The 25959-nt window shown below is 30.9% G+C and carries 28 protein-coding genes and 1 pseudogene; 19 read left to right on the top strand and 10 right to left on the bottom strand.

The window, feature by feature from the left end; all coding sequences use genetic code 11:
- Positions 1–69: 69 nt before the first annotated feature.
- Together ACTG3Y_RS07465 and ACTG3Y_RS07460 are read right to left on the bottom strand one after the other, a co-directional pair.
- A complete protein-coding gene (locus ACTG3Y_RS07465) occupies positions 70–1125 on the bottom strand; it encodes a response regulator (protein WP_439152299.1) in 1056 nt (351 codons plus the stop codon).
- Positions 1122–3002, bottom strand: a complete 1881-nt coding sequence (locus tag ACTG3Y_RS07460; RefSeq protein ID WP_439152298.1) for a PAS domain S-box protein — start codon at positions 3000–3002, stop codon at positions 1122–1124. Before ACTG3Y_RS07460 ends, ACTG3Y_RS07465 begins: the two co-directional genes overlap by 4 nt.
- 153 nt (positions 3003–3155) lie before the next feature.
- Here ACTG3Y_RS07460 and ACTG3Y_RS07455 point away from each other — a divergent pair, with 153 nt between their 5' ends.
- The 15 genes from ACTG3Y_RS07455 (at position 3156) to ACTG3Y_RS07385 (ending at position 15849) form a co-directional block, all read left to right on the top strand.
- Positions 3156–3566 (top strand): hypothetical protein, encoded by a 411-nt coding sequence (locus ACTG3Y_RS07455; protein WP_439152297.1) that lies wholly within the window; start codon positions 3156–3158, stop codon positions 3564–3566.
- Complete coding sequence (gene trxA, locus ACTG3Y_RS07450; protein WP_439152296.1) at positions 3556–3852, top strand: thioredoxin; 297 nt, start codon at positions 3556–3558, stop codon at positions 3850–3852. The genes ACTG3Y_RS07455 and trxA overlap by 11 nt, the downstream gene beginning before the upstream one ends.
- Positions 3853–3948: 96 nt before the next feature.
- Positions 3949–4569, top strand: coding sequence for a WG repeat-containing protein (locus tag ACTG3Y_RS07445; RefSeq protein WP_439152295.1), 621 nt, complete (start codon positions 3949–3951; stop codon positions 4567–4569).
- Positions 4566–5645, top strand: a complete 1080-nt coding sequence (locus ACTG3Y_RS07440) for an efflux RND transporter periplasmic adaptor subunit (protein WP_439152294.1) — start codon at positions 4566–4568, stop codon at positions 5643–5645. Before ACTG3Y_RS07445 ends, ACTG3Y_RS07440 begins: the two co-directional genes overlap by 4 nt.
- Positions 5645–6907, top strand: a complete 1263-nt coding sequence (locus ACTG3Y_RS07435) for an ABC transporter permease (RefSeq protein WP_439152293.1) — start codon at positions 5645–5647, stop codon at positions 6905–6907. The genes ACTG3Y_RS07440 and ACTG3Y_RS07435 overlap by 1 nt, the downstream gene beginning before the upstream one ends.
- Before the next feature lies 1 nt (position 6908).
- The gene (locus ACTG3Y_RS07430; RefSeq protein ID WP_439152292.1) at positions 6909–7583 is read left to right on the top strand and encodes an ABC transporter ATP-binding protein; all 675 of its coding nucleotides are present in this window, start codon (positions 6909–6911) and stop codon (positions 7581–7583) included.
- 78 nt (positions 7584–7661) lie between these two features.
- On the top strand, positions 7662–7874 hold the full coding sequence (locus ACTG3Y_RS07425; protein WP_439152291.1) for a hypothetical protein: 213 nt from the start codon (positions 7662–7664) through the stop codon (positions 7872–7874).
- Positions 7874–8758 (top strand): DnaJ C-terminal domain-containing protein, encoded by an 885-nt coding sequence (locus ACTG3Y_RS07420; RefSeq protein ID WP_439152290.1) that lies wholly within the window; start codon positions 7874–7876, stop codon positions 8756–8758. The genes ACTG3Y_RS07425 and ACTG3Y_RS07420 overlap by 1 nt, the downstream gene beginning before the upstream one ends.
- A 1-nt stretch (position 8759) precedes the next feature.
- Positions 8760–9056, top strand: coding sequence for a chaperone modulator CbpM (locus tag ACTG3Y_RS07415; protein ID WP_439152289.1), 297 nt, complete (start codon positions 8760–8762; stop codon positions 9054–9056).
- Between the two features lie 11 nt (positions 9057–9067).
- Complete coding sequence (locus tag ACTG3Y_RS07410; protein WP_439152288.1) at positions 9068–9976, top strand: mechanosensitive ion channel family protein; 909 nt, start codon at positions 9068–9070, stop codon at positions 9974–9976.
- 127 nt (positions 9977–10103) lie between these two features.
- A complete protein-coding gene (locus tag ACTG3Y_RS07405) occupies positions 10104–12071 on the top strand; it encodes a heavy metal translocating P-type ATPase (protein ID WP_439152287.1) in 1968 nt (655 codons plus the stop codon).
- 97 nt (positions 12072–12168) lie between these two features.
- Positions 12169–12759, top strand: coding sequence for a CDP-alcohol phosphatidyltransferase family protein (locus tag ACTG3Y_RS07400; protein ID WP_439152286.1), 591 nt, complete (start codon positions 12169–12171; stop codon positions 12757–12759).
- Complete coding sequence (locus ACTG3Y_RS07395; protein WP_439152285.1) at positions 12756–13976, top strand: metallophosphoesterase; 1221 nt, start codon at positions 12756–12758, stop codon at positions 13974–13976. Before ACTG3Y_RS07400 ends, ACTG3Y_RS07395 begins: the two co-directional genes overlap by 4 nt.
- A gap of 66 nt (positions 13977–14042) precedes the next feature.
- Entirely contained in the window at positions 14043–14501 is a 459-nt protein-coding gene (locus ACTG3Y_RS07390; protein WP_439152284.1) for a pyridoxamine 5'-phosphate oxidase family protein, read from the top strand.
- A 268-nt stretch (positions 14502–14769) separates the two neighbouring features.
- Complete coding sequence (locus tag ACTG3Y_RS07385; RefSeq protein WP_439152283.1) at positions 14770–15849, top strand: DUF6920 family protein; 1080 nt, start codon at positions 14770–14772, stop codon at positions 15847–15849.
- Here the strand turns inward: ACTG3Y_RS07385 and ACTG3Y_RS07380 are convergent.
- Genes ACTG3Y_RS07380 through ACTG3Y_RS07365 form a run of 4 tightly spaced genes read right to left on the bottom strand, consistent with a single transcriptional unit; the run spans position 15846 to position 18880 of the window.
- Positions 15846–16334 (bottom strand): hypothetical protein, encoded by a 489-nt coding sequence (locus tag ACTG3Y_RS07380; RefSeq protein ID WP_439152282.1) that lies wholly within the window; start codon positions 16332–16334, stop codon positions 15846–15848. The genes ACTG3Y_RS07385 and ACTG3Y_RS07380 overlap by 4 nt on opposite strands.
- 13 nt (positions 16335–16347) lie before the next feature.
- Positions 16348–17340, bottom strand: coding sequence for an MlaD family protein (locus ACTG3Y_RS07375; protein ID WP_439152281.1), 993 nt, complete (start codon positions 17338–17340; stop codon positions 16348–16350).
- A gap of 2 nt (positions 17341–17342) precedes the next feature.
- Positions 17343–18104, bottom strand: a complete 762-nt coding sequence (locus ACTG3Y_RS07370) for an ABC transporter ATP-binding protein (protein WP_439152280.1) — start codon at positions 18102–18104, stop codon at positions 17343–17345.
- Positions 18101–18880 carry an MlaE family ABC transporter permease gene (locus tag ACTG3Y_RS07365; RefSeq protein WP_439152279.1) on the bottom strand — a complete coding sequence of 260 codons (780 nt, stop codon included), beginning with the start codon at positions 18878–18880 and terminating at the stop codon, positions 18101–18103. The genes ACTG3Y_RS07370 and ACTG3Y_RS07365 overlap by 4 nt, the downstream gene beginning before the upstream one ends.
- A 121-nt stretch (positions 18881–19001) precedes the next feature.
- Here ACTG3Y_RS07365 and ACTG3Y_RS07360 point away from each other — a divergent pair, with 121 nt between their 5' ends.
- Complete coding sequence (locus ACTG3Y_RS07360; RefSeq protein WP_439152278.1) at positions 19002–19796, top strand: patatin-like phospholipase family protein; 795 nt, start codon at positions 19002–19004, stop codon at positions 19794–19796.
- Between the two features lie 51 nt (positions 19797–19847).
- Positions 19848–20072, top strand: a complete 225-nt coding sequence (locus ACTG3Y_RS07355; protein WP_439152277.1) for a heavy-metal-associated domain-containing protein — start codon at positions 19848–19850, stop codon at positions 20070–20072.
- A gap of 99 nt (positions 20073–20171) precedes the next feature.
- Here the strand turns inward: ACTG3Y_RS07355 and ACTG3Y_RS07350 are convergent, their stop codons facing one another.
- Entirely contained in the window at positions 20172–21167 is a 996-nt protein-coding gene (locus ACTG3Y_RS07350; protein WP_439152276.1) for a 2-hydroxyacid dehydrogenase, read from the bottom strand.
- Between the two features lie 748 nt (positions 21168–21915).
- On the opposite strand from ACTG3Y_RS07350, the gene ACTG3Y_RS07345 reads away from it, so the two are divergent.
- Positions 21916–22767, top strand: coding sequence for a universal stress protein (locus ACTG3Y_RS07345; protein ID WP_439152275.1), 852 nt, complete (start codon positions 21916–21918; stop codon positions 22765–22767).
- A gap of 97 nt (positions 22768–22864) precedes the next feature.
- The gene (locus tag ACTG3Y_RS07340) at positions 22865–23638 is read left to right on the top strand and encodes an SAM-dependent methyltransferase (RefSeq protein WP_439152274.1); all 774 of its coding nucleotides are present in this window, start codon (positions 22865–22867) and stop codon (positions 23636–23638) included.
- 856 nt (positions 23639–24494) lie between these two features.
- On the opposite strand, the gene ACTG3Y_RS07335 is transcribed toward ACTG3Y_RS07340, so the two are convergent.
- The 3 genes and pseudogenes from ACTG3Y_RS07335 to ACTG3Y_RS07325 all read right to left on the bottom strand — a co-directional run.
- Positions 24495–24656 carry a hypothetical protein gene (locus ACTG3Y_RS07335; protein ID WP_439152273.1) on the bottom strand — a complete coding sequence of 54 codons (162 nt, stop codon included), beginning with the start codon at positions 24654–24656 and terminating at the stop codon, positions 24495–24497.
- 42 nt (positions 24657–24698) lie between these two features.
- Complete coding sequence (locus tag ACTG3Y_RS07330) at positions 24699–25187, bottom strand: tyrosine-type recombinase/integrase (RefSeq protein ID WP_439152313.1); 489 nt, start codon at positions 25185–25187, stop codon at positions 24699–24701.
- Between the two features lie 269 nt (positions 25188–25456).
- Positions 25457–25959, bottom strand: a pseudogene (locus ACTG3Y_RS07325) (hypothetical protein); the annotation flags it as partial.

Raw genomic sequence — 25959 nt, 5'->3', positions numbered from 1 at the left:
CAATGACAAATGTATTGTTAACGTTACAATTTGAAAATGATATTGGTCATTTTGAAATGACTCTTTTAACTAGTTCATTTGTTTTAAACGTTCCAGATCCATGACTTTAATGTTTCTACCATCACTTTTAATGATGCCATCTTTCTTAAATGTTGTTAAAGCACGTATTAAAGTTTCCGTAGCTATACCAGCAACACTGGCTAGATCGCTACGTGAGATATTTATAGGATCGTCTGGTTTGCGATTTATTTTTTCTGCAAATTTTAAAATGGTGGCAGCTGTTTTTCTATTTACAGAACCATAGGCCATTTCTAATAACTGATTTTTTATAACCAGGAGATCATCAGATAATAACTGAATGAGATCCATGGCCACCTTGTGGTTATTGTCTAATATTTTATTAAACTCAATAGTAGATATTCCCATCAATTCTGTAGCTTCTATGGCTGTGGCTGTTTCTTTATGTGGCTTGTTATTTGTAAAAGAAGTGTATCCAAAGAGATCATCTTCTTTGTATAACGCAGTGACCAATTCTTTACCTTGGACATCAATTTTATAGCACTTTACGGTACCTTTATTAATTAAATAAATGTAATTTGAATGGTCACCTTCCCTGTAGATAATTTCTTCTTTTTCAAAACTAAATTCTACACCATAATCATCGAAAAAAATCTTTAAATCATTTAGTGTTTTTATTTCATCATGTCTTCCGACTTCTTGAGGTTGAATGACTGAACCTAAAGATTCTTTTAAAATTTCTGCTTTTGCCAATCTACTTTCTATTGCACTAATTAGCTCATCTTCACTAAATGGTTTAGTGATATAGTCATCAGCACCTAAATTCATACCCTTTCTAACGTCATTATGTTCTGTTTTTGCAGATAAGAAGATAAAAGGAATATGTTTTGTCTTTTTGTCTTTTGATAAAATTTTCAAGGTTTCATAGCCATCAATTTCTGGCATCATAATGTCGCAGACAATAATATCTGGCAGATGCTTTTTAGTAGTCATGATACCACTTTTCCCATTAGATGCTGTTAACACCTTATAGCCTGATAACTCTAAAATTTCTGCAGTATTTTCTCTTAAAACAATATCATCTTCTATCAGTAATATGGTCTTCATAGTTTAGCGGTATTAGGAATAGTTATTGTAAAGGTTGTGCCTTCTTTCTCTATACTCTCAAAAGAGATAGTGCCACCTAAGTTTTCTAAATGGTATTTCGCAATATTTAATCCAATTCCGGTACCTTGAGTGTTTATTGCATTCTCTGCTCTAAAGTAACGCTCAAAAATACTTTTTTGGTCTTTATCTGGTATGCCAATACCATTGTCTAAAACTTCTATTGTGGTTGTTGTTCTATTCTGTTTTACATTAATGTCTATATCAGTATGTTCTGGAGAATACTTTATGGCATTATTTACTAAGTTGGTAATTATTAAAGCCACGATTTTCTCATCCTGATTGAAAGAAATATCATCAATATTATCAGGGTAATTTATAAACTGTCCATCCTTTAAAATCATGTTGGCATTATACACCACTTCGTCCAAGACTTTACTTAGTTTAAAATTACTACAGGTATAATTGAGATCTCCTGTTTCTAATTTCTCTAATGATAGGAAATCATTTAAAATATTATTCAGATAATGAACCTTATCTGCAATAGTTTTTATGTGTTTATTTCGTTTTTCCTGGTCTTTAGAAAGTTGATATTTACCCAATAATACAGTAGAGGTTAATATACCGCTTAAAGGTGTTTTAAACTCGTGAGAAACAAGCGATAAAAACTTTGTTTTTAACTCATTAAGTTCTTTCTCTTTAGATAAGGCTACATTTAACTGTTCTGTACGTTTCTGAACTGTTTTTTCTAATTTTTCTGTATAGTTTTTACGCTCAGTAATATCTAGTATTATAGCAACAAAAACTTCTTTTTCTCCTAAACTAGAAAGTTGTAAATGTACATCTACAGGGTAAATTGAACCGTCTTTTCGTTGATGAACGGATTCAAATTCAATTTTTTCAACTTTACCATTTAATAAAGTTTCGGTAATATTTCTAAAAGCAGTCTCGTTCTCTTTTGGTTTTATATCGAATGGAGTCATTTTCTTTAATTCCTTAATGGTGTAACCAATATTTTTCTGCGCACCATAATTAACATTTATAAATTCTAATGTTTTGGCATCAAATACATAAATTTCATTTAAAGATTCATCAAAAATAGTGGCTAAATGATTTCGTTCTGCTTCAGCTTTTTTTCGTTTTGTAACATCATTTTGAATACCAATAAAGTGTGTTATGACTCCTTTATCATTTATTATTGGCATAATGTACAAGTCGTTCCAAAATAGTGTACCATCTTTCTTATAGTTACGTAATGTAACCTGACAGCTTTCACTACTGTTAATAGCTTCTCTAAGAATTTTTAAAGGTTCCTGGTCTCTATCTTTACCTTGTAAAAATCTACAATTGTGATTAAGAATTTCCTTTTTAGAATATCCTGTTAACCTCTGAAATGCTGCATTGAAATAAATAATTGGATTGTCTGGTTTTAAAGCATCTGTAATAATAATTCCGTTACTAGCAGATTGTAAGGCACTACTTTTTAGCATTAAATTTTTCTCAGTTTCTTTGAGCTGAGATACGTCCTTCACCAATGCCATAACATAGGTTTTGTTATAAATAGAAAATGGATTTAGTTCTACCTCAATATCAATAACATCACCGGTTTTCTTCAATCCATAAATATCAGAAGCTTCTCCCATTTTACGCTTCTCCCCTTTTTTTGCAAAATTTTTGAAATGTTTAGAGTGGTTATGTCTGTAATTATCTGGTACAAGTAAACTTAAATCTTTATGCAGAAGTTCACTCTTCTTGTAACCAAATATGCGCTCGGCGACAGTATTTAATTCCATAATTTGCTGATGATCATCAACAATAATAACGCCTTCGGAAATTGCTTCCAGCAGTATATTAAATATCTCTTGGTCTTGCCTTAGCATGGTGAATGATTAAATTTTAAAAGAAAAAAAGCAATCTAAATCGGTATTCTTTACTAGGTTAAAAGATACAATAAGTCTATCTGTTTTTTGCTGATTAATATCATATTATCAGAATTGAAAACCCTGTATTTTTAAGGCTAAATATATGAAGTTGTGAATCAAGAATCTAACATGGTCATTCAGTTCTACCAAAATCTTGGAAAACTCTTCTTCGCCTTTGCAGCAATTGATAATTCTGTAAGAGCTGAAGAGTTAAATAAGCTTATAGAAATTGTGAATAAAAAATGGATACTATTGAAAAATTTTGACAACAATTCAAAACAAGCCATTGTAGATACATTTAGATGGCTACAAAAAGATAATGAGTACAATGCAGAAACTTGTTTTAAAAGCTTTTTAGAGTATATGGAATCTCATCAATCGTTATTTAACAATAACATTAATAAGCTTATATTAAAAACCGCCGCTGAAATTACCGCTAGTTTCTCTGGACAAAACAAATCTGAGGTTATTCTCCTTGCAAAGCTAGATCTTGAACTTAAAAAATACAGTAATGAAAAGTAGTTTTAACACCATTATCAACTCAAAGACACCTGTTTTAGTAGACTTTTTTGCGGACTGGTGTGGTCCTTGCAAAATGTTAGCACCTATATTGAAAGAAGTTAAAGAAGAGTTAGGCGATGACGTAAAAATTGTAAAAATTGATGTTGATAAGAATCAACCTTTAGCTGCGAAATATCAGGTGCGTGGTGTACCGACAATGCTTTTGTTTAAAAATGGAAAACAAGTCTGGAGACAATCTGGTGTTTTACAAAAAAATGATATTATAAATATTATTCAATCTAATTAATTTGCTTTTGAAAAATGAGATAGTCTGACCAATATCATTTCATAGAAAAAACCTTGTAGTTACTTTTGATTTTCTAATCCTTAAATGATTAAGATCATGAAAAGAGCACTATTTATATTTTTAGCAATCGTTTGTCTTCCTATTTTAAATACAGCACAACAAATTGATGCAGTCGATTTTATTTCGCCATTCTATGATGGTGTTGCCGCTGTTAAAAAAAACGACCAATGGGCATTTATTAATAATAATGGTGACATTATGGTAGACTTTAGAGACGATTTAGTACTTACACAAACTGCTGATGGTAGCTATCCAATATTTTATTCTGGAAGATGTCTAATAAAAGAAAGAAAAGAAGGTATTTCTTATTTTGGATATATTGATATTACTGGCAATACCATAATTGAGCCTCGTTTTCTTAATGCTACAAATTTTAGTTATGGGAAAGCTTTGGCCTTAGAATTAATTAAAGAGGATGCAGGAGAAAATGTAGCCTTAGAGAAAAACATAGTGTATTACAAATATGTAGAAGTTGTTATTAATACAGCAGGTGAGATAGAAAACTACATTAACCCAAAAGGAGTTTATGTGGCATTAGACAAAGATTTTTTAAGAAATCCACCTAAAATAACATCAAAGAGAATTTCTGAAAATCTCGTTGCTAAAAAGGACGAAAACGGAAAATGGTCCGTGATAAAACTAAACTCAAGTGAATGAAAATACATCATGCTTTTTCCTTATTTATCATATTTTTTTCGTGCTCAGAAAAACAAGATAAAATTCTTCCGGTTGAAAGAAGTATAACAGAATCAGTATATTCATCGGCTACTGTGCAACCAGATAGTTTATATCAGGCATATGCAAGTGTCGCTGGTCTTATTGACAAAATATTGGTAGATGAAGGGTTGTTGGTTACAGACGGACAGCCTTTAATACAAATCATTAACAATACACCTCAATTGAATTCTCAAAATGCAAAGTTTGCATTAAATCTTGCAAGAGAGAATTACAATGGCAGCGCTACTATTTTAGAAAGTATTGTGAACGAAATAGCATCAGCAAAACTTAAATTTAAAAACGATTCCATAAACTTTTTTAGGCAACAAAATCTTTGGAAACAAAATATAGGTTCTAGGGCTGAGTATGATGTGAAAAAAATGAACTATGAATTATCACAAAACAACTTAAAATTACTAGAAAGTAAATATAATAGAACAAAAAACGAACTTCTTACAGCAGTAAAACAAGCCCAGAACAATTATAAATCCTCTTTAATTGCAACCAAAGATTTTACGGTTAAAAGCAAGATAGATGGAAAGATTTACGCCATCTACAAAGAACCAGGTGAGATAGTAAATTCCATGGAGCCTTTAGCGTCAATAGGTAGTCGTACTAATTTTATTGTAGAACTTCTAGTGGATGAAGTCGATATTGTAAAAATCAATAAAAAACAGGCTGTACTTATAACATTAGAAGCCTACACAGGTGAAGTATTTAAGGGTAAAATCACTAAAATTTATCCTAAAAAAGATGAACGTAATCAAACCTTTTTAGTTGAAGCTGTATTTAAAAATCCACCAGAAGTCTTATATCCAGGATTATCAGGGGAAGCTAACATAGTTATAGCTAAAAAAGAAAATAGCCTCACCATACCAAAATCTTATCTTATTGATAAAAATAGGGTTAAAACTAAAGATGGAATAGTAACCGTTACAACTGGACTTCAAAATATGGAATATGTAGAAATACTTTCCGGCATAGATAAAAACACACACATTTACCCTCCTGAATAATGGTAAATTGGAACGTCATACTAAACATCGCTAAAACACATTTGCTTACTAAAATAAAGCAAACAGCTACAGCAGCCTTAGGTGTAACTTTTGGGATTGGATCTTACATTACATTGGTATGTTTTATGACCGGTTTAAATGGTATGCTAGATAATTTAATCCTAAACCAAACACCGCACATTCATGTTTACAACGAAATTGCACCATCTAAAAAACAACCCATTTCTTTACTTCAAAATGTTGAAGAAGGTCTTAATATCGTTCACTCCATTAAACCTAAAATAAGTCAGGCTAAAATTCATAATGCATTACCAATAATTGAATATTTAGAATCCAACACACATGTACGTGGTGCAGTTCCTCAAATTAAAACGCAAATATTTTACATCGCAGGTTCTATAGAATTAGGAGGAAATCTTACAGGCATTAATCCTGTTGATGAAGCTAAGCTTTTTAATATGGGAGATTATATTGTTGAAGGTTCTGCAGAGGCACTTCAAAATACAAATAACAGTATTTTATTAGGAATTGGTATGGCAGAAAAAATGTCATTAAAAGTTGGTGACCGTATACAGGTTAGTCCAATAAATGGTGGCATATTTCCACTTAAAATAGTTGGTATTTATCAAAGTGGTATTGCAGATTTAGATGCCATTCAGAGTTTTACAACTATTAAAACCGTTCAAAAAGTATTAGGTAAAGCCAACAATTATATCACAGACATCAATGTAAAATTATATGATATAGAACAAGCTGTTCCTTTAGCTAAAAGGATTGAACAACAATTTAATCTTACTGCTATTGACATTAAAACGGCAAATGCACAATTTGAAACTGGCACAACCATTCGAAATCTAATTACTTATGCTGTGTCTATAACGCTACTTATCGTAGCCGGTTTTGGTATCTATAATATATTAAACATGCTTATTTATGAAAAGATGAATGACATCGCCATCTTAAAAGCAACAGGTTTTTCGGGAAGAGATGTACAGTTAATTTTTATGAGTCAGGCAATGATCATAGGCTTTATTGGTGGTGTATTAGGTTTAATTATTGGGTTTGGTCTGGCAAGTTTAATTGACACCATTCCATTTCAGACTGAAGCCTTACCAACAGTTAAGACCTACCCAATTAATATGAATCCGTTATTCTTTGTCATTGGGTTTTCATTTGCCATGTTTTCAACGTTCCTAGCGGGTTATTTACCTTCTAAAAAAGCAAAGAAAATAGATCCTGTAAAAATTATAAGAGGTCAGTAATATGAGTATCGTCCTAGAAGCTAAACATATCAACAAGTACTTTAAAAAACCTGTGCTCTTTCACGTCTTAAAAGACATTAATTTTAATGTGAAACAAGGAGAGTTTGCATCTATTATGGGAAAATCTGGATGTGGTAAATCTACACTACTCTACATTTTGTCAACCATGGACACGGATTATGACGGTCAGTTATTTCTCAACAATCAGTTAATTACAGGGCAAGATAGAGCTCATCTCTCTTACCTACGGAATAAGCATATAGGGTTTGTTTTTCAGTTTCATTACTTATTATCTGAGTTTTCAGTCTTGGAAAACGTGATGCTTCCTGCTAAAAAACTTTCAGAAAAATCACTAAAAGAAATTGAATATGATGCCATGGAGAAATTAAAAATGCTTCATATTGAGCATCTAGCGCTAAAGCGTGCATCTCGTGTTTCAGGAGGAGAAAAACAACGTGTTGCCATAGCTAGGGCACTTATAAATAACCCTTCAATTATTATGGGTGATGAACCTACGGGGAATTTAGATAGCCATAATGCCGAAAATGTTTTTAATATCTTTAATGAACTAAGTGATCATAAAGGTTTATCTCTTCTTATCGTAACTCATGATGAGGACTTTGCAAAAAAAACAGATCGAATTATAACCATGGAGGATGGCAGAATATTGTCATAAGCATATTCAGAATGATATAAATCATTTCTAATAACAGGCTTTAAAGCTAATTTTAGTCTATATTTTAAAATTGATACTATGAAAACACTACAGGACATAGAGGACCAAATAACAAGACTTACACTTAGCATAGAAGTTAATTACCCAGAGCTCTATGCAACATTAGACGAAAACCCTATAACTATACCGTCAGAAGGTGATTCGGAAATGACCATGAAAGTTATGGAAGATTATTTAGAAAGTCTAAAACAAATACTCAAACAGTACAGTAAAACACATAATAAACAGTAATGGCATTTATAGATTATTATAAGGTACTTGGTGTTCCTAAAAATGCATCGGATAAGGAAATAAAAAAAGCCTATCGCAAACTTGCGCGTAAATTTCACCCAGATTTAAATCCGAATGATAAAGTTGCTGAAAAACGATTTAAGGAAATAAATGAAGCTAACGAAGTACTGAGTAACACTGAAAATCGTAAAAAATATGACGAATATGGTGAACATTGGCAACATGCTGAAGAATACGAAAAAGCAAAACAGCAAGAGCAGTATCAGAGACAGTCTAGCGATGATCTTGGTGGCTATGCCGAAGAAGATTTTTCAGATTTCTTTAGTTCTATGTTCGGTGGGAGATCTTCTGGCTCACACAGACAGCAGGTTAAGTTTAGAGGGCAAGACTACAATGCCAGTTTACAACTCAACTTAAAGGATGTATATACAACACATAAACGGACCTTAACTGTCAATAATAAAAATATTAGAATTACCATACCAGCAGGAGTTGAAAATGGACAGATTATAAAAATTAAAGGTCATGGCGGAAAAGGCATAAATGCCGGTCCTAATGGTGATTTATATATTGAATTTTCTATCGTTAACACTACAAACTTTAAACGCGATGGTGATAATTTATATACAAGTATAGACCTAGATCTCTATAAAGCTATTTTAGGCGGAACAATTACAGTGAACACCTTTGATGGAAAAGCAAAACTCACTGTTAAACCAGAGACTCAAAACGGAACAAAAGTTAAACTAAAAGGAAAAGGCTTTCCAAAATATAAAAAAGAAGGACAATTTGGTGATTTGTATGTAACTTATAACATCAAATTACCAAAAAAGCTCACGGATAAAGAAAAAGAACTTTTTAATGAATTATCAAAATTAAGATAGCATGGAAACGACACACCTCATCTCAATACAACAATTTTGTACACATTATAATGTTCCTAAAACATTTATTAAGGCATTGCAGGAATACGATTTAGTGGAGATTACTATAACTGACAACACCACTTATTTGAGGACAAATCAACTTAATGATGTTGAAAAAATGATGCGACTGCATTATGATTTAGATATAAATTTTGAAGGTATTGATGCTATTTACAATTTATTAAAACAAGTGGAAGAACTTCAATCTGAAATTATTACACTTAGAAACAAATTGAATTTTTACGAAAACATATAACCTAATTTTAAATGACCACAATAGAATTTATAGAGCAATGGATAAGGGAGAATCCTTTTATTTGGAAAGTTCTAAAGTTTATAATAATACTGGTCATTGTGTTTTCTGTTATTCAATTAATTAGAAGGTATTTAAAGCGAAAAATATCCGATACTGTTATCCGCTACAAAGCTCAAAAAGGAATAGAGATAATAGGCTATGTACTTCTAATTATTTTGGCAATTACCTATTTTTCTGGTAGTATAAAAGATTTCACTATTATCATTGGCTTATTTACTGCTGGAATTGCCTTCACATTACAAGAACTTATATTGAGTATTGCAGGTTCTTTATACATTTTCCTAGTTAAGGTTTATAAACCAGGAGATCGTATTGAAATTAATGGAATAAAAGGAGATGTTATTGATGTGGATAGTATGTATACAACAATGATGGAAATTGGTCACTGGGTTAGTAGCGATAATTATAGTGGCCGCATAGTAAAGCTGAGTAATGCTTTTGTTTTTAAAGGTCCTATATATAATTATTCACAAGATTTTCCTTTTATATGGGATGAATTTAATCTACCTATCCGTTACGGATCTGATGTAGAATTGGCAAAATCTATAATTATTAAAATTGCATCTGAAACATTATCAGAGTACACCTATCAATCAAAATCACAATGGCAAAGTGTTGTAAAAAAATATTATATTGAAGATGCACAAATCGATCCTACTTTGGCTATATCACTAACAGATAACTGGATTCAATTTAACCTTAGATATATCGTAGATTACAAAAAAAGACGTTCTGTCAAACATTTATTAAACGATAAAATAAGAAATGAAATTAAAAAATCAAATGGAAAAATTGTACTTGCATCAACAACAATTGAGTTAGTAAAAATACCAGATTTACAAGTAGATTTAAAACCTTAAATCGCTAATTTACTGTTGTTTATTTTTCAAAACTATTCGAGTAACACTAGCTTTCTTATGATAATAGTCAGTTAGAATTACATTTAAGATTACTAAATTTATACTATAAAATAATAGCTATTTTTTAATGGAATATAGTGCACAGAATACTCATGAACAGCTGAAAATATATGAGAATAAGACTGAGCTATATTTTGCAGTTTTTTGTGGAAGTTTTCTCATATTTGGTTTTTTAGTTGAAAAAATTACAACAGACTATTCTTGGTTGGCTTTTAGCAGTTATATTATCGCGTATTTTTTTGGTGGTTATTTTATAACTATTGAAGCAGCGAAAAAAATCACAAAAGGTGGTTTTGATATTGATTTTTTAATGATAGCAGCAGCAGCAGGTGCTGCATATATCGGTAGCTGGGCAGAAGGTGCGCTACTTCTTTTTCTTTTTAGTTTAGGGCATGCTTTAGAACACCATGCCATGAACAAAGCAAAAAAATCAATTAAAGCTTTACACGATTTATCACCAAAAACTGCACTTGTTAAAAAAAACGGAAAGATTAAAGAAATAGCAATATCTCAATTAAAATTGCACGATGTAATTATTGTAAAACCCAATACAAAAATTGCGGCAGATGGAGTGATTATTAGTGGTAATAGCAGCATAAATCAAGCGCCCATTACTGGCGAAAGTATGCCAGTAGACAAAACTTGTATTAACAATACATCCAACTTACCAGAGTTTAAAAATATTGATAAAAAACATATTGTATTTACAGGTACTATTAACGGAGATACGAGTCTTGAAATTTTAGTTCTCAAATTAAGCGGAGACTCTACAGTTGCTCGTTTAATAAAAATGGTTAGTGATGTAGAAACTCAAAAATCACCAACACAAAGAATTACAAAAAAATTTGAAAAATGGTATGTACCAACAGTCATTTTAATTGTTTTCTTATTATGTTTTGCGTATTTGGTAATTGACGAAAGTTTTAATACAAGTTTATATAGAGCCATAACTGTTTTAGTAGCTGCAAGTCCTTGTGCTTTGGCCATATCTACACCAAGTGCTGTTTTAAGTGGTATTGCTAGAGCAGCTCAGAGAGGTGTACTTATAAAAGGTGGAAAAGCGTTAGAAGATCTGGGAGAAATAACAACTATTGCCTTTGATAAAACTGGCACTTTGACCGAAGGAAAACCTAAACTCACTAATGTTATTCCAATAGATAATTTTAAGGAAGCAGAATTTGTTAAGCTAGTATTAGAAGTTGAAAATTTAAGTAATCATCCACTTGCCAAAGCAATAACAAATGATATAAAAAAACAATATAACATTGAACCAAATAATAAAGCGACTAACGTCAATGCCATTCAAGGTAAAGGTATAACCGCATTATATAATGGGAATAAGGTCTTTATAGGTAATAGCAAGTTAATGGAAGCTGCTGGTATTAAAATAGATGAGTATACTCTCAATGAGACACAAAATCTATTAAACGTAGGAGAAACCGTTATGATTGTCGCTTATATCAATAAAATTATCGGTTTAATGAGTGTAATGGATGTACCTCGAAAAACGGCTGCGCATACCTTAAACCAATTAAAAAAAATTGGGATTAAACATATGGTAATGCTTACAGGAGATCATCAAAATGTAGGTGACGCCATCGCCAAACAAATAGGGCTTTCTGAAGCTAAAGGAAATCTATTACCAGAAGATAAAGTTTCTGAAATTAAACAACTTATCAAGCATTTTAACAAAATAGCCATGGTTGGTGATGGCGTTAATGACGCACCTGCAATGGCCTTAAGCACTGTAAGTATAGCTATGGGTGCAGCAGGAAGTGATGTCGCTTTAGAAACTGCAGACGTAGCTTTAATGTCTGATAAGATTGAAAATTTGCCATTTCTTATAGGTTTAAGTAGGCAATCTAAACGCACAATAAAGCAAAATATAATTATAAGTTTAGGTGTTGTAGCATTGTTAGTACCGGTAACAATATTAGGTCTTACAAATATTGGACTAGCAGTTGCTTTTCATGAAGGCTCAACCATTGTTGTAGTTTTGAACGCGTTAAGACTATTACGTTATAATTTGAATTAATCTCCAAAATCATTAATAAAGCTAATTGAGTTTATTAAACTGACAACTCTCATAGTTAATTATTAAGTGATGCTATAATTTTATAAAAAATAATAAAATGCTCACATTTAAAAATTTTAATATTGCAGACTGGTTCTCGTTCTATAGAATAGCAGCTTCGCCAATACTAATTGTCTTAATTTGGCTTGATGAGCAATTAATTTTTAGTTGGATGTTATTAATAAGTTATTCCACAGATGCAATTGATGGTTTTTTAGCACGAAAATTAAACATTGCGAGTCCAAGAGGCTCTCAATTAGATTCCTTTGGTGATCAAATAACTTTAATCGTTGGTCTTATTGGCTTATTTTATTTTGAAAAAGGTTTTATTCTAGAAAATATTACTCTTATAATCATTGCCTTTATACCTTACCTCTTACAGATGACAATTGCCTATATTAAATATGGCAAAGCCACTGCATTTCATACCTACCTCGCCAAATTATCTGCTATAATGCAAAGTGTTTTTATACTTTATGCCCTTTTTATTTCGCCTAACTATAGCTTATTCTATATTATGATAATCATCGGTCTACTTGAGACTTTTGAAGAAATTGCATTAATATATATGCATGCATCCTGGACATCTGATGTTAAAGGAATTTATTGGGCTTATAAAGCAAAGAAACGTAATAAAAATAAGACATGAGAACATTCTCCTTGTTTACTATTTTACTTTTATGTCTTGGTATTCTTTTTGTTGATATTCTGGCATTCTTTTGGTTACACTCTATTACAAGTCTTTTAGAATCAAATATATTAAGAACCTCTATTCATGTATTATATTGGGTGTTCACTGTAGGTTTAATAGTTTCAATATTAACTATTAAAATTACTTTAGATGATATTAATCCATTGAGAAAACAATTACTGATATCAAGATTTTATGGATTGGCTGTTTCCTCATTTATTCCCAAATTAATTTTTGTAATTATTGTTTCCATTTTTTACTTTTCAAATTATTTTTTCTCTGATAATGAATCCATTTTACTCATTGCGTTAGTTGGTTTATTTTCAGGATTCCTCCCTTTCTTTATAATTTTATATGGTGTTTTTAAAGCTGTGTATCGGTTTAAAGTTTACCATCAGATCATTAAACATAGTTTGTTACCACAATCGTTTCATGGTTTAAAAGTTATTCAGATTTCTGATTTACATCTTGGGAGTTTTAATTACAAATTCAAAAAACTTAATGAAGCTATTATAAAAATAAATCAACTGAAACCAGACATCATTGTAATGACTGGAGATTTAGTTAATAATTATGCATGGGAACTTAGAGGTTGGGCTAGAGTTTTTAGAAAACTACAAGCTAAGAAAGGTAAATATGCGATATTTGGAAATCATGATTATGGTGATTATAGTGAATGGGAATCCAATTCAGCAAAAGAGAAAAATTTTGAGGATATAAAACAATTCTTTAAAAACATAGACTTTAAACTTCTATTAAATCAATCAGAGACTATAAAAAATACATCTGAAGAAATAGCTATAATTGGTGTTGAAAATTGGGGAAAACCGCCTTTTAAACAATATGGTGATTTAGATCTTGCTATTCAAAATGTAAAAGATATTCAATTTAAAATCCTATTATCACATGACCCTTCCCATTGGACACAAGAAATTATTGATAAAACAGACATAGCTCTAACATTATCAGGACATACTCATGGTATGCAAGCTGCTTTTCAATATAAAAACTTACAATGGAGTCCTATAAAATATAAGTTTAAACATTGGGCTGGTTTATACAGACATAACAAGCAATACCTTTATGTTAACAGAGGTTTGGGTTGGCTTGGTTTTCCGGCAAGAATAGGCATGCGACCCGAGATTACAGCGATAGAATTACAAACTAAAGACTAACTGATTAAAATCATAGTTTCCTCACATAAATTTAAATAACTTAGTTGAAATGACATACTAGTAACAATGATTAAAACACTGAACAAATCCGAACGGTTAATACTTTTAGAAAGCAACTATATTGGTAATCTTTCTTATATCTACAGAAACAGACCATTTATAGCACCTATTACTTATTTCTATAATAAAGCAAATAATGAAGTCATTGGATATTCGGCAGAAGGTCATAAGATAAGCGCTATGCGAAAAAATAGCAATGTGTGCCTTAATGTTTCTGACGTAGATTCTGTGAATGACTGGAAATCTGTATCTGTACAAGGCGTTTATGAAGAATTAGAAGGAAGTGCCGCAAAAGCCAAACTTCACGAATTTTCTTTAGGTGTTAAAGATCTTATCATTAATAAAGAACACAGAGAACTTGATTTTATTAGTCAATTTTCAAGTAAAATATATAAAGATGATATACCCATAATATTTATAATAAAAGTCGAAGAAATAACAGGTAGAATGAGAAAATCTCAGTAATTATGACTTCTACAACTATTACAAGTGTTTCTCCTTAAAAATGTAACGGGAGAAACGCTTTTTTACATTAAAGTCATTTAAAAAAATGGGTGAGACTGATACATATCATTTCAAAAAAAATCCTTAATTTCTAAATTAGGTAGCATATTTAAAATGTGCTATTATGAAAATCTATATCAAACTGTTAATAACCGTCTTAATCTTAATATTAATTACAATTTTTCTCGTATAACTATAATATTATTCAACCAATTAACAATAATTAAGCATGAAATATGTGTTTAGTTTCGTGGTGTTAATACATGGTATTATTCATCTCAAAGGATTTATCGATGCCTTCTTTACAAGTGGTGTTAATCAACAGGTATTAGGAATTTCTAAACCTGTTGGGGCAGTCTGGCTGATAACCTTTGTTTTATTTATATTTTCAGTTATACAATATCTAACTGATAAGAATTGGTTCTACATTGCTTTTATTGCGGTGATTTTATCTCAAATCCTTATAATTATGAATTGGGATGAAGCCAAATATGGATCAATAATAAATATTGTAATTTTTGTTATTGGGCTAGTTGCCTATGGCGCCTATAATTTTGATACTTCTGTTAAAGCTGAAACTTCAGAATTATTATACGGTGTTCCAGAGTCAAGTAACTTGATTTCTCGTAATGAAAACTATGATATCCCCGAAATTGTGAAAAAATGGATAGAAAATTCTTATATCAACGACACTAAAGAAATTGCTTCAGTTAGTTTAAAGCAAAAAGGAGAAATGCGAACCAAACCAAATGGGAAATGGATGCCATTTGAAGCCAATCAATATTTTAATGTATTAGATCCGTCATTCATTTGGATAACAAAAGTAAGAGCAGCACCCTTTATTAATCTATGTGGAAGAGATAAACTGATTGAAGGTAAAGGTGAAATGCTAATTAAACTAGTATCACTAATACCTGTAGTTAATGAAAAGGAAAACTTTAAGATTAATCAAGGTGCTATGCTACGTTATCTTGCTGAAATATGTTGGTTTCCATCAGCAGCATTAAATAATTACATCACTTGGAGTAGTATTAATAATCGCTCTGCAAAGGCGACTTTTACTTACGATAACCAATCCGTTTCTGGCGTCTTTAGCTTTAATAATGACGGAGATTTTATTTCTTTTGAAGCCCAACGGTATTATGGTGGTAATGAAAACTCTAAACTAAAAACCTGGTGCATTGAAGCCCTTGACTACAAGACCTTTAATGGTATTAGAATACCACATAAAAATAAAGTGACCTGGAAATTAGAGAACGAATATTTTCACTGGTTGTCTTTAGAAATAAAAGAAATAAACTACAACTAATAACCTAATTTGTTTTTAGAGTTAGGTACTTCCCATTTTATCATTTCTTTTAGAAACTCATCTACCAATTCTATAATTACCTTTTTAGTAATGTTACTCGGATTATAGACATCTAATTCAATACTACTATTTTCAACTGGTTGTTGTTCTATATATGGAAATAGAATAAACGTATGAACATCTCCTGTATAAGATTGTGAAAAGATTAAAGCACCTCCTTGTATAAATTGGTATGCTGGTATTTGATTGGTACAATCAATTAATTCTTTAGGAAATGAATTAAAAGTAATATTAACAGCTTCGTTAGTACCAATCCAATTTAATTCTTGCACCTTCCAGCCTACGTCATATTGCTCACATATGACTTTTAATGTATTACTTATTAATGCTTTAGTTTTTGTTTGCCAAATGGTCTTTTTATCAACTACAGTTTTTATAGAAACCTTATAATCATTTATACGTTCTTCTAAATGTTCTATTTTCATTTTAATTTCGCTTTTAATTACCACTTTTCTTCAATTCTCGCTTCGCTTGTCGTTCTAGCTTTCTAAAATAACCGCGTGTCAAGAAATTATGTTTTAAAGCCTCCATGTTTTGATTAAATTTATCTGTACCCTCATTTATATTCTTAATGGTTGACTTTAAATTATTAACCAAGGTAGTATCATTTAAAATATAGTTATAAGCTCCATCACTACTATTAATAGTATCAACGACATCATTAATATTATTTAGAACATTATTAATTTCTTGACTAGACATCTCTAAATTGCTAACCATCGCTTTTAATTTTGAACCAGATACAGAATCATTCAACATCACACCCAAAACAGTATCATCATTAGTTTTAATAGAAGAAATAATAGAGTTTAATTCGTTAATAGTCCTTGTTGCTCCACGACTGGCTAGTTTTAAGTTATTAACTGATTGTTTTAGGTCTTTGGCCATAATTGTATCGTTAAGCAATAAACCAACTGTACCTTTACCCTCTAGCATTGCAGTTGTAATTTTAAGCAAATCTGATGTTAAAATTGCCGCATTTTCAGAACTAACACTTAAGGTGCTTAATATATCATCTGCGCCTATTTTACTGTAAGAATCTATAAAATCACTATTTGTAATAATTGGTGCAGTACCTTCACCAGGAACAATATTTACAATCATATTACCCACTAAACCATCTGATCCAATAGTTGCTATAGCATCTTTTTTAATATGTGTTATAATTTTTTCATCGATATGCATATCTATTTTAATTGTGGAATCATTAATCATAGTTATATCCTTCACAGTGCCAATATCTATGCCTGCATAACGTACATTATTACCGTTTTGTAAACCATTTACATTTTGAAAATAAGAACTGATTGTAAATGTTTTTCTAAACATATTTTGCCGTTGCCCAATCAGATATACTGCCACTATAAACAGAATTGTACTAATGATTACAAAAAGGCCTAACCGTATTTTTTGTGAGCTTGTATTTTTCATAACTAATGTTTAAAAAATGCTTTAATCTTTGGATCATCAGATGCAGATAACTCATTAAAAGTACCTACAGCATAATCCTTACCGTCTATAAGTAATATCATTCTATCAGAGATTACTCTTGCACAATCAACATCATGTGTAATTATTAAAGATGATGTGCCATATTTTTTCTGAATGTCTTGCATTAGAATAATAATTTCCTTTGCAGTTATTGGATCTAAACCACTTGTTGGTTCATCATATAATATTATTTTTGGTTGAAGAATTAAGGTTCTAGCTAATGCAATTCGTCGTTTCATTCCACCAGATAACTCAGCTGGCATTAAATCTATAGCGTCCACAAGACCAACACTTTCTAAAGCATCAATGACCAATTTTTCAGTATCAATGTTATCACCAAATTTATCGGTGTGTCGACGAAGTGGAAACTCTAAATTCTCACGTACAGTCATGGAATCGTAAAGTGCACTACCTTGAAATAAAAAACCTATATCAGCTCTTAAAATGTCTAATGCTTCTCTGGTTAATTTGGTAATGTCATTATCCATTACGGTTAGTATTCCACTGTCCGCTTCCATCAAACCTACTAGACACTTTATCATTACAGATTTACCAGATCCAGATTTACCCATTATTACTAGACTTTCACCTTGATATAAAGTCATATTAAAACCGTTGAGAACATGATTGTCTCCAAAGCTTTTATACAAGTCCTTTATCTGTAAGACTTTTACTCTATTTGATATGTTATTATTAGATGTCATAAATCATAAAAAATATCAGTAACAAAAACAGCAATAAAATCAATTATAAATAATAATAAAGAGCTAATCACAACGGCAGAATTCGCTGCTTTACCAACACCTTCGGTACCTTTGGAACAATAATAACCTTTATAACAGCCAACGATTCCGATTGCTAAACCAAAAAAGAACGACTTAATTGTGGCAGGAATAATGTCACCAAACTCAATAGCATCAAAAACCTGACTAAAGTAAAGTGTAAAAGACACGTTGCCTTTTAAATTTTCAACCAAAAAAGAACCAAATAAAGCAATCGCATCTCCTATAATAACTAATAAAGGTAGCATTAGGGTTACTGCCAGTACTCGAGTTACAACTAGGTATTTAAATGGATTAGTACCTGAAACTTCCATAGCGTCAATTTGCTCGGTAACACGCATAGAACCTAATTCAGCACCAATCCCAGAACCGATTCTACCTGCACATACTAATGCCGTAATTATTGGTCCAATTTCTCTAACTATAGATATACTGACCATTGATGGCATCCAGGAAACGGCACCAAATTCAATTAAGGTTGGTCGCGTTTGAAGATCCAAAACCAACCCAATAATAAAGCATGTAATACCAACCAACAACAAAGAGCGATTACCCATATTATAGCATTGACGCAAAAGTTCTTTAATTTCTAAAGGACGTTTGATACTTTCTTTAAAAAAACGCCCTGTGAAATATGACAAGTCTCCAAGTTCTCTCAGAAACGCATTTAGCTCTATTTTAAACTTATAAATTCTCAATGCCGTTGACTTTATGGTATAATCAAATGTAAAGCTATGAGCACTTTTGGGAAATGATATTAATCATTTTACAAATGGGTTATGAATCTTAAATTTGAGTTCATTTATTAAGTTATAAACAATGAAAATTGGTTTGGTATTATCTGGAGGAGGTATGCGAGGTGCTGCTCACATTGGTATGATTAAAGCATTAGAGGAGTATAAAATTTATCCAACATATATAGCAGGATCTAGTGCAGGAGCCATAGTTGGTGCGCTTTATGCCTATGGATATAATTGGAAAGCTATATTTAATTTTTTTAAAGATATCCAATTATTAGATTTTAATAAGTATGCGCTTGGAAAACCAGGTATTATAGATGCTGAAAAATTTTATCCTCAGTTTAATTCTTTGATTAAGGATGATAATTTTAATGCGCTAAAAAAATCATTATTTATTACAGCAACAGATATTTTAAAAGGTAAACTAAAAATTTTTAGTGAAGGCGAATTAATAAAGCCAATATTAGCGTCTGCAGCTTTTCCTGGTGTATTTGCTCCTGTAAAAATTGGAAATTCATACTTTATAGACGGCGGAGTACTTGATAATTTTCCAGTTAGAGTTTTAAAATCTAAATGTGATGTTATAATAGGAAGTTATGTCAATTGTTTTGATGACATATCCATGGAGGATTTAAAACATTCTCACAATGTTGTAGAACGCGCTTTTAAATTAAAAGCGGTTAAAGAAGACTATAAAAAAATTAAACAATGTGATATAGTAATCTCTCCTAAAAAATTGAATAAATATGGAACTTTTGATAAAAAATATCTCAAAGAAATATTTAACATTGGATATAGCACTACCATTGAAGCACTAAAGAATGAAAAATCATTACAATTAAACGTTCCAATTGAGCAGTCCAAAAATAGATAGCTATCACTTTAAAAAGGCTTAGCAGGTTCGTTATATAAAACAAATAAAATTATGAGAGCTACTGTGCATATACAAAACTTTGAGTGTTGTGGTTGTGAGAGAATCATTACTAGTAGTCTTTCTCAAATAACAAACATTAGTGATGTCAAAGTCAATTCACTAGAGAAAACGGTAACTTTTAATTTTCATACTAATCATGATTTTGAAAATGCAAAACACGTACTTTCAAGAATTGGATACCCTATTGTTGGTAGAGAAAGTCACTTAAATATATAGGTTTTCCTAAGTAAAAAGCATTCTTCGCATATAAGATCGCTTATCTATTTGTATATTTGAACTTACTGTAGCTTCTGGTAAATAAGAAACACTCAACTACTAACTTGTTAACTCATTTTCAGAATTAATTCTTTGTTCCCAACAGTTTAGATTATAAATAGTAGTTTCTGCAATGTTGGTTAATGCCTCTTCAGTTAAAAATGCATGATGACCAGTAATTAAAACATTTGGTAAAGCGTTTAATTTAATAATCATATTGTCATCAATAGGGACATCTAAAGAATAATCTTTAAAAAAAACTCCTTTTTCATTTTCATACACGTCTATACCTAAAGCCCCTATTTTTCTAGATTTAAGACCATCAATAATATGATTAGTATTTAAAACGGCACCTCTAGCAGTATTAATAATTACAACTCCATCTTTCATCTCAGAAATTAGATCTTCATTGATTAAATGATGAGTGTCTTCATTTAATGGTACGTGTATAGAAATAATATCGGATTCAGCGCATAGGTTAGCCAATGAATTATAAGTCATGTTGTACTTATTTACCAATTCATAATTAGTTTCTATATCATAACCTAATAATTCACAACCAAATCCATGCATAATTTTACTCATAACAGCACCAATTCTTCCTGTTCCTATAATACCAATAGTTTTTTCATTTAAGTCAAATCCTACTAATTGATTTAAGTTAAAATTAAACTGAGATACACGTCGATTAGATTCTATTAATTTTCTATTTAGCGCAAGTAATAAAGCCACTGCATGTTCCGCAATAGCAAATGGAGAGTATGCAGGCACATTAGCCACTTTTATACCTAATCTCAATGCAGCTCGTAAATTTACATTATCATATCCTACAGATCGTAATGTTATATATTTTACACCAAAATCTTTAAGTTTTTCAATGGTCAAAAAACAAGCTTCATCTGCAGAAAAAATGGATATGGCATCGTAACCAACTGCTTTGATAGCCGTTTTAGAAGATAAAGCTTCTTTTAAAAATGTCAGTTTGTGTTTATGGGAATTTGCGCTTTCCAAATAAGGAATTTCAAATTCCCTGGCACTGTAAACAAGTACTTTCATAACTTTATAATTAGATGAAATAAAGCTATTTATTTTTTTATAGGAATGAAATGATATCGCTCATCTTAGAGCCAAAGTAAAGTAGAAAAAAACTACAACTTTTTTTACGGTTCTCGTTTTTCGGAAAAATAGGCATAGCTGCCTTTTACCTAAGATATTTTATTTCCAATTTTTTGACTTATAAAAACCAATTTGGGTAACACAATGGGCACCCAAAATATTTTTACATAGTCTTATATACATATAAAAAAACTTCATTTACCTAATCCAAGTCTTTTAGATAATGGTTTAAAGTAATCCTTTAAGCATTTGCTCTAGGTATTTTGAGAGATAAAATTCTGAAAGAACTCAGAATTTACTAAACGAAATACCATCCGAAGGTAATTTGAAGGACAGACCGAACCACAATATAGGCCGAGAAGTATATCCAAGATCATAGACTCAACAGTCTTAAAAACCAGTCTTACAAAAAAGGAACCGCTCATACGTTGCCGCACAGCTTTGCCACGCACCTTTTAGAAAGCGGAACCAACCTAATACATATACAAGTGTGAGGTATAATTCTACAAAAAGCAACAGAGAGATATACCCGTATTGTACCAACCAGATTTGATTATGTCAAAAATCCCTTAGATTTGTAGGTATAAACATAATGGCGCTAAACGTATTGCGTTTAGCAATTTGTTGGCGGTCATTAAAAAGAAAGAATCAAAAATTGAAGTTTACTTGGAATTAAAATTTAAATAACATGGAAAAAACAACCAAAATATTAGTGCCAATAGATTTTTCGAATTGTTCAAAAAACGCATTAATCTATACAATACAAATAGCTAACGAAATCAGTGCAAATATACAGGTACTTAATGTTTCATCCATTGACACGAGCAAAGTTGACAATTCTGTTTCTAGTTCCGTTGCAATAGATGAACAAATTAGTTTAGCAAGAAGACGCCTCTCTAAATATGTGCAAAAAGTGACCGAAAATATTCATTCAACTCTTGCCGAAATGCCATCAATTCAAACCTCTATTAAAATTGGGAGAATCGAAGACACAATTCGTGATGTAGCAGTAAAAATTGAAGCTAGTTACATTATTATGGGAACACAAGGAGAAAACAGCACTTTAGACAAATATTTAGGAAGTGTAGCATCCAATGTACTGAATAATGCTCCTTGCCCAGTTATGGTGATACCAGAAAACACCGAGTTTGAGAAAAAAGTAGTAATGGTATATGCCACTAATTTTTTAGATGCTGACCCATATGAAATATGGAAAGCAATTAAACTCTTTAAACCACTTCAACCTCAAATAAAATGTGTCCATTTTAATGAGAAGCAAGTTTTCGTTGAAGATAAAATCAAGGAGTTGGAAACATACTTTGCTGAAACTGCTCCTGAATTAGAAGCGCAAATTTATAGTTTACCAGTAAAGGACAAGGTAAAAGATTTGAATGACTTTATTGAAGAGCACAATATCAATATGCTGGTCATGTACAAGCCTAAGCGTAGTTTTTTTGAATCTATTTTTCATAAAAGTTACACTCAAAAAATGGCGAAACATACTAATATTCCTCTGTTAGTATTCAAGGAAATCAAATAACCATAAATTAGGATATTAAAAAAATGAAAACGACCGCCAACACTGTGTATGGAATAATAGCACCCTTCGGGATGCTACGCTTTATACACAACGTTGTGTGCAACCTACAGACACGAATCGAGTGACAGAATTAGAACTAATAATTGACTTGCATAAAAATTCCGAAAGACAAGGACCAGGAAGTAAAAATGACACACTAAAAGCACTTGAAATTTTAAACTTGCCGACTAACCAAAAATTGAAAGTGGCTGACATTGGATGTGGTTCAGGTGGACAGACAATTACGCTTGCAGAAAAGTTAAATGGAGAAATAATCGCAGTTGACTTATTTCCCGAGTTTTTAAATGAACTCAATGAAAAATCTCAAAAATTAGGATTGTCGGACAAAATCGTTACATTAGAAAAATCAATGGAGGATTTACCATTCGATAAGAGTGAATTTGACCTCATTTGGTCTGAAGGTGCAATTTATAATATTGGTTTTGAAAACGGACTCAAAAAATGGAACGACTATTTGAAAGTCGGTGGTTATTTGGCTGTAAGTGAAATCACTTGGATAACAAATTCTCGACCAAAAGAGATAGAAAACTTTTGGAAAGCGGAATATCCTGAAATTGATATTGCTTCAAATAAAATCAAACAACTAGAAGATAATGGTTATACGCTTATTGGTTATTTCTATCTAAATCAAGAAAGTTGGTTAAAAAATTATTACGAACCAATGAAAGTACGGTTTGAGACTTTTCTTAGTCGCAACGGCAATTCAGAACTTGCGAGAAAAGTGGTTGACGAGAATCAGTATGAAATCGACTTATATCAAAAATTCAAGGATTATTATAGTTACGGATTTTATTTAGCGAGAAAGAATTAAAAAAAAGGCAGCACACAACAATGTATGAAAATAGTTCAGACTAAGGAAAGAGTTTTAATTATCGCAGCTGGAACCTTATTACTTTCTATATTACTGATGATAATAATAGTTCCTTTAGTTTACACTAAAACATTAACAAATGAAAAAAATCTAGACGCAGTTATTGGCATATCCAGCAATTATAGTTCGTCTACTATTAATTATTTGGTACAAAATAAAATTAAAAAAAATTAGAAGTAACACTGAAAAAAGAAAAACAAGATACATAGTCATCGGGATTCTTATTATTATATTTGGATTAATGTATTTGGATGGTGCTTTTGCATTCCTAGATCATAAGAATATCCTTTATATTCCCTACTATTGGTGGTTCCCCATTTTTTTTCGCTTTTCCGGTTCGAATAAAACACACAATGCTTAACATAATTAACGTTTTAAATTAGACTTGAATTAAGTTAAAAACATTATGAATGCCCTATGCTTACAACGAATTCGGAGCGAATTCTTTTAATTTAGTTGCCCTATTTTTGTTGGGTGACCTAAAAATGCAATAGGGCACCCTATAGGGCAACTAAACTTTGAGTTTTTATGAGCTTTTTGAAGGCTTATAAAAATAAAAAACCCTTTAAACAACTGATTTAAAGGGTTTTGTGGTTTTTTATGTTTCTTTTGAAACGTAAATCTGCGGAGAAAGAGGTTCTTTAGTCTCTTTTGCTAGCCCAATAATATCAATGGTTTACAAAACTTCATTTTCTAGGGTACCAATTAGGGTACTACTCCCTTAAACTTTCGATTTAGATGATTAAGAGCTAGATTAATATTTAATATGGAAATTTCATCAAAATCCATATCAAATCTAAACTGTGGACATTTGTTTAGCAAAAGATTTAAAGCTTGAACCATAGATTCCTTTAATAATGCTTCTTGCCTGTTGTGTTGATGTTGCTTGACAACTAACCTCTGCTGGATGCCCACCAGATGTGAGCCAGATACGACCTTTGTATACTTTTGTATTCATAATATATTAAATTAAAATTAATGTCTATAGTTGTTCTTGATATTAAAGACTCATGTAAATGTCATCCAGTTCCTCTTGTCTAATACCTAAATACCTTTTGGTGATAGCTGGTGATGAATGATTAAATAAATCCGATAGGTATAACAATGCCTTATCAGTTTCATTATTGTTTATATAGACCTGTCGTCCAAAAGTTTTTCTCAAAGAATGTGTAGAAACTGAAAGATTTTTAGTTCCGAAAAATTCTTTGATTTTACGATTTACATATTGCGTACTATAAACTGTGTTTTGATTTGAAGTAAAAATAAAACCTTCCTGAATCTCAACTCTAGATTTTAATAAGTCAAACGCATTTTTAATGTTATCATTAATTCGGATGATACGCTTCTTATTTGTCTTTTTCTCTAGTAACGAAATTGAATCACCATCTAAATCTGAATATTTTAAAGAAAGTAAATCTGAAATACGTAAACCAGAATTAATCCCTAAAACAACCAAAAAACCTAATTTATAGTTTTTATCATTTTTAATTAATTTGATTGCTTTGTTTAAAGTTGAATCAAAATTTAAATAATCACTCGTAGTAACAGAACCTTAAACACTCATATCTATATTATTTCTAACACAAATATAATGAAAATAAGTTTCACTTTTATTATTATTTTAATAAAAGTGAAACTATTTTAGGTTGAATTACATCTAAATTAATTTACAACATTGATTTGCAGATACTTATGAAAATAAAAAAGTTTCACTTCTATAAATAGTGAAACTTTTTTCAACTTCTTGTTTTTAGTTCTTTATTCTATTTTATTCCCAACCGCAATAATTACATCATTTTCAATATTATCAACTCTAGTTAAAATCACTTTGAGATAATCATCTCCCAAACGTCTTTTTAGGTCTTTGATGTTAGCGGTTAACTCGTCATAATTATTATCCTTTGTTGAGAGTTTCAATTGTCTTAGTGTATATTTAGATAAGGTCTTATATCTGTTGATGTCTTTTAATAGAGTATCTATAAATGATACTAACTCTTGGTCTAAATCATCTCTCTTCTCTTTTAAAAGAGTTTTCAATGCTATTTTAGCTTGGTTTTCCATTGCTAATTCGCTACGACCTGATTTATAATTTGGTTTAAACAACTTGATTTTTTCATATGAATTCCAAAAGGCACTATTTAACGGTTGTCTTACTTCATCAGGGCTACATTTGACATATGCAATCAGTTCTTCAAAAGTTTTTTCTATTGGTTTGTCATTTGGTTTTTCATTCTCGTAGTGATGCACTATCGAGAACAATG

The sequence above is a fragment of the Winogradskyella sp. genome, assembly GCF_965656915.1.
In the GTDB taxonomy this organism is placed as follows: domain Bacteria; phylum Bacteroidota; class Bacteroidia; order Flavobacteriales; family Flavobacteriaceae; genus Winogradskyella.
This window is presented reverse-complemented; position numbering and strand designations above follow the sequence as displayed.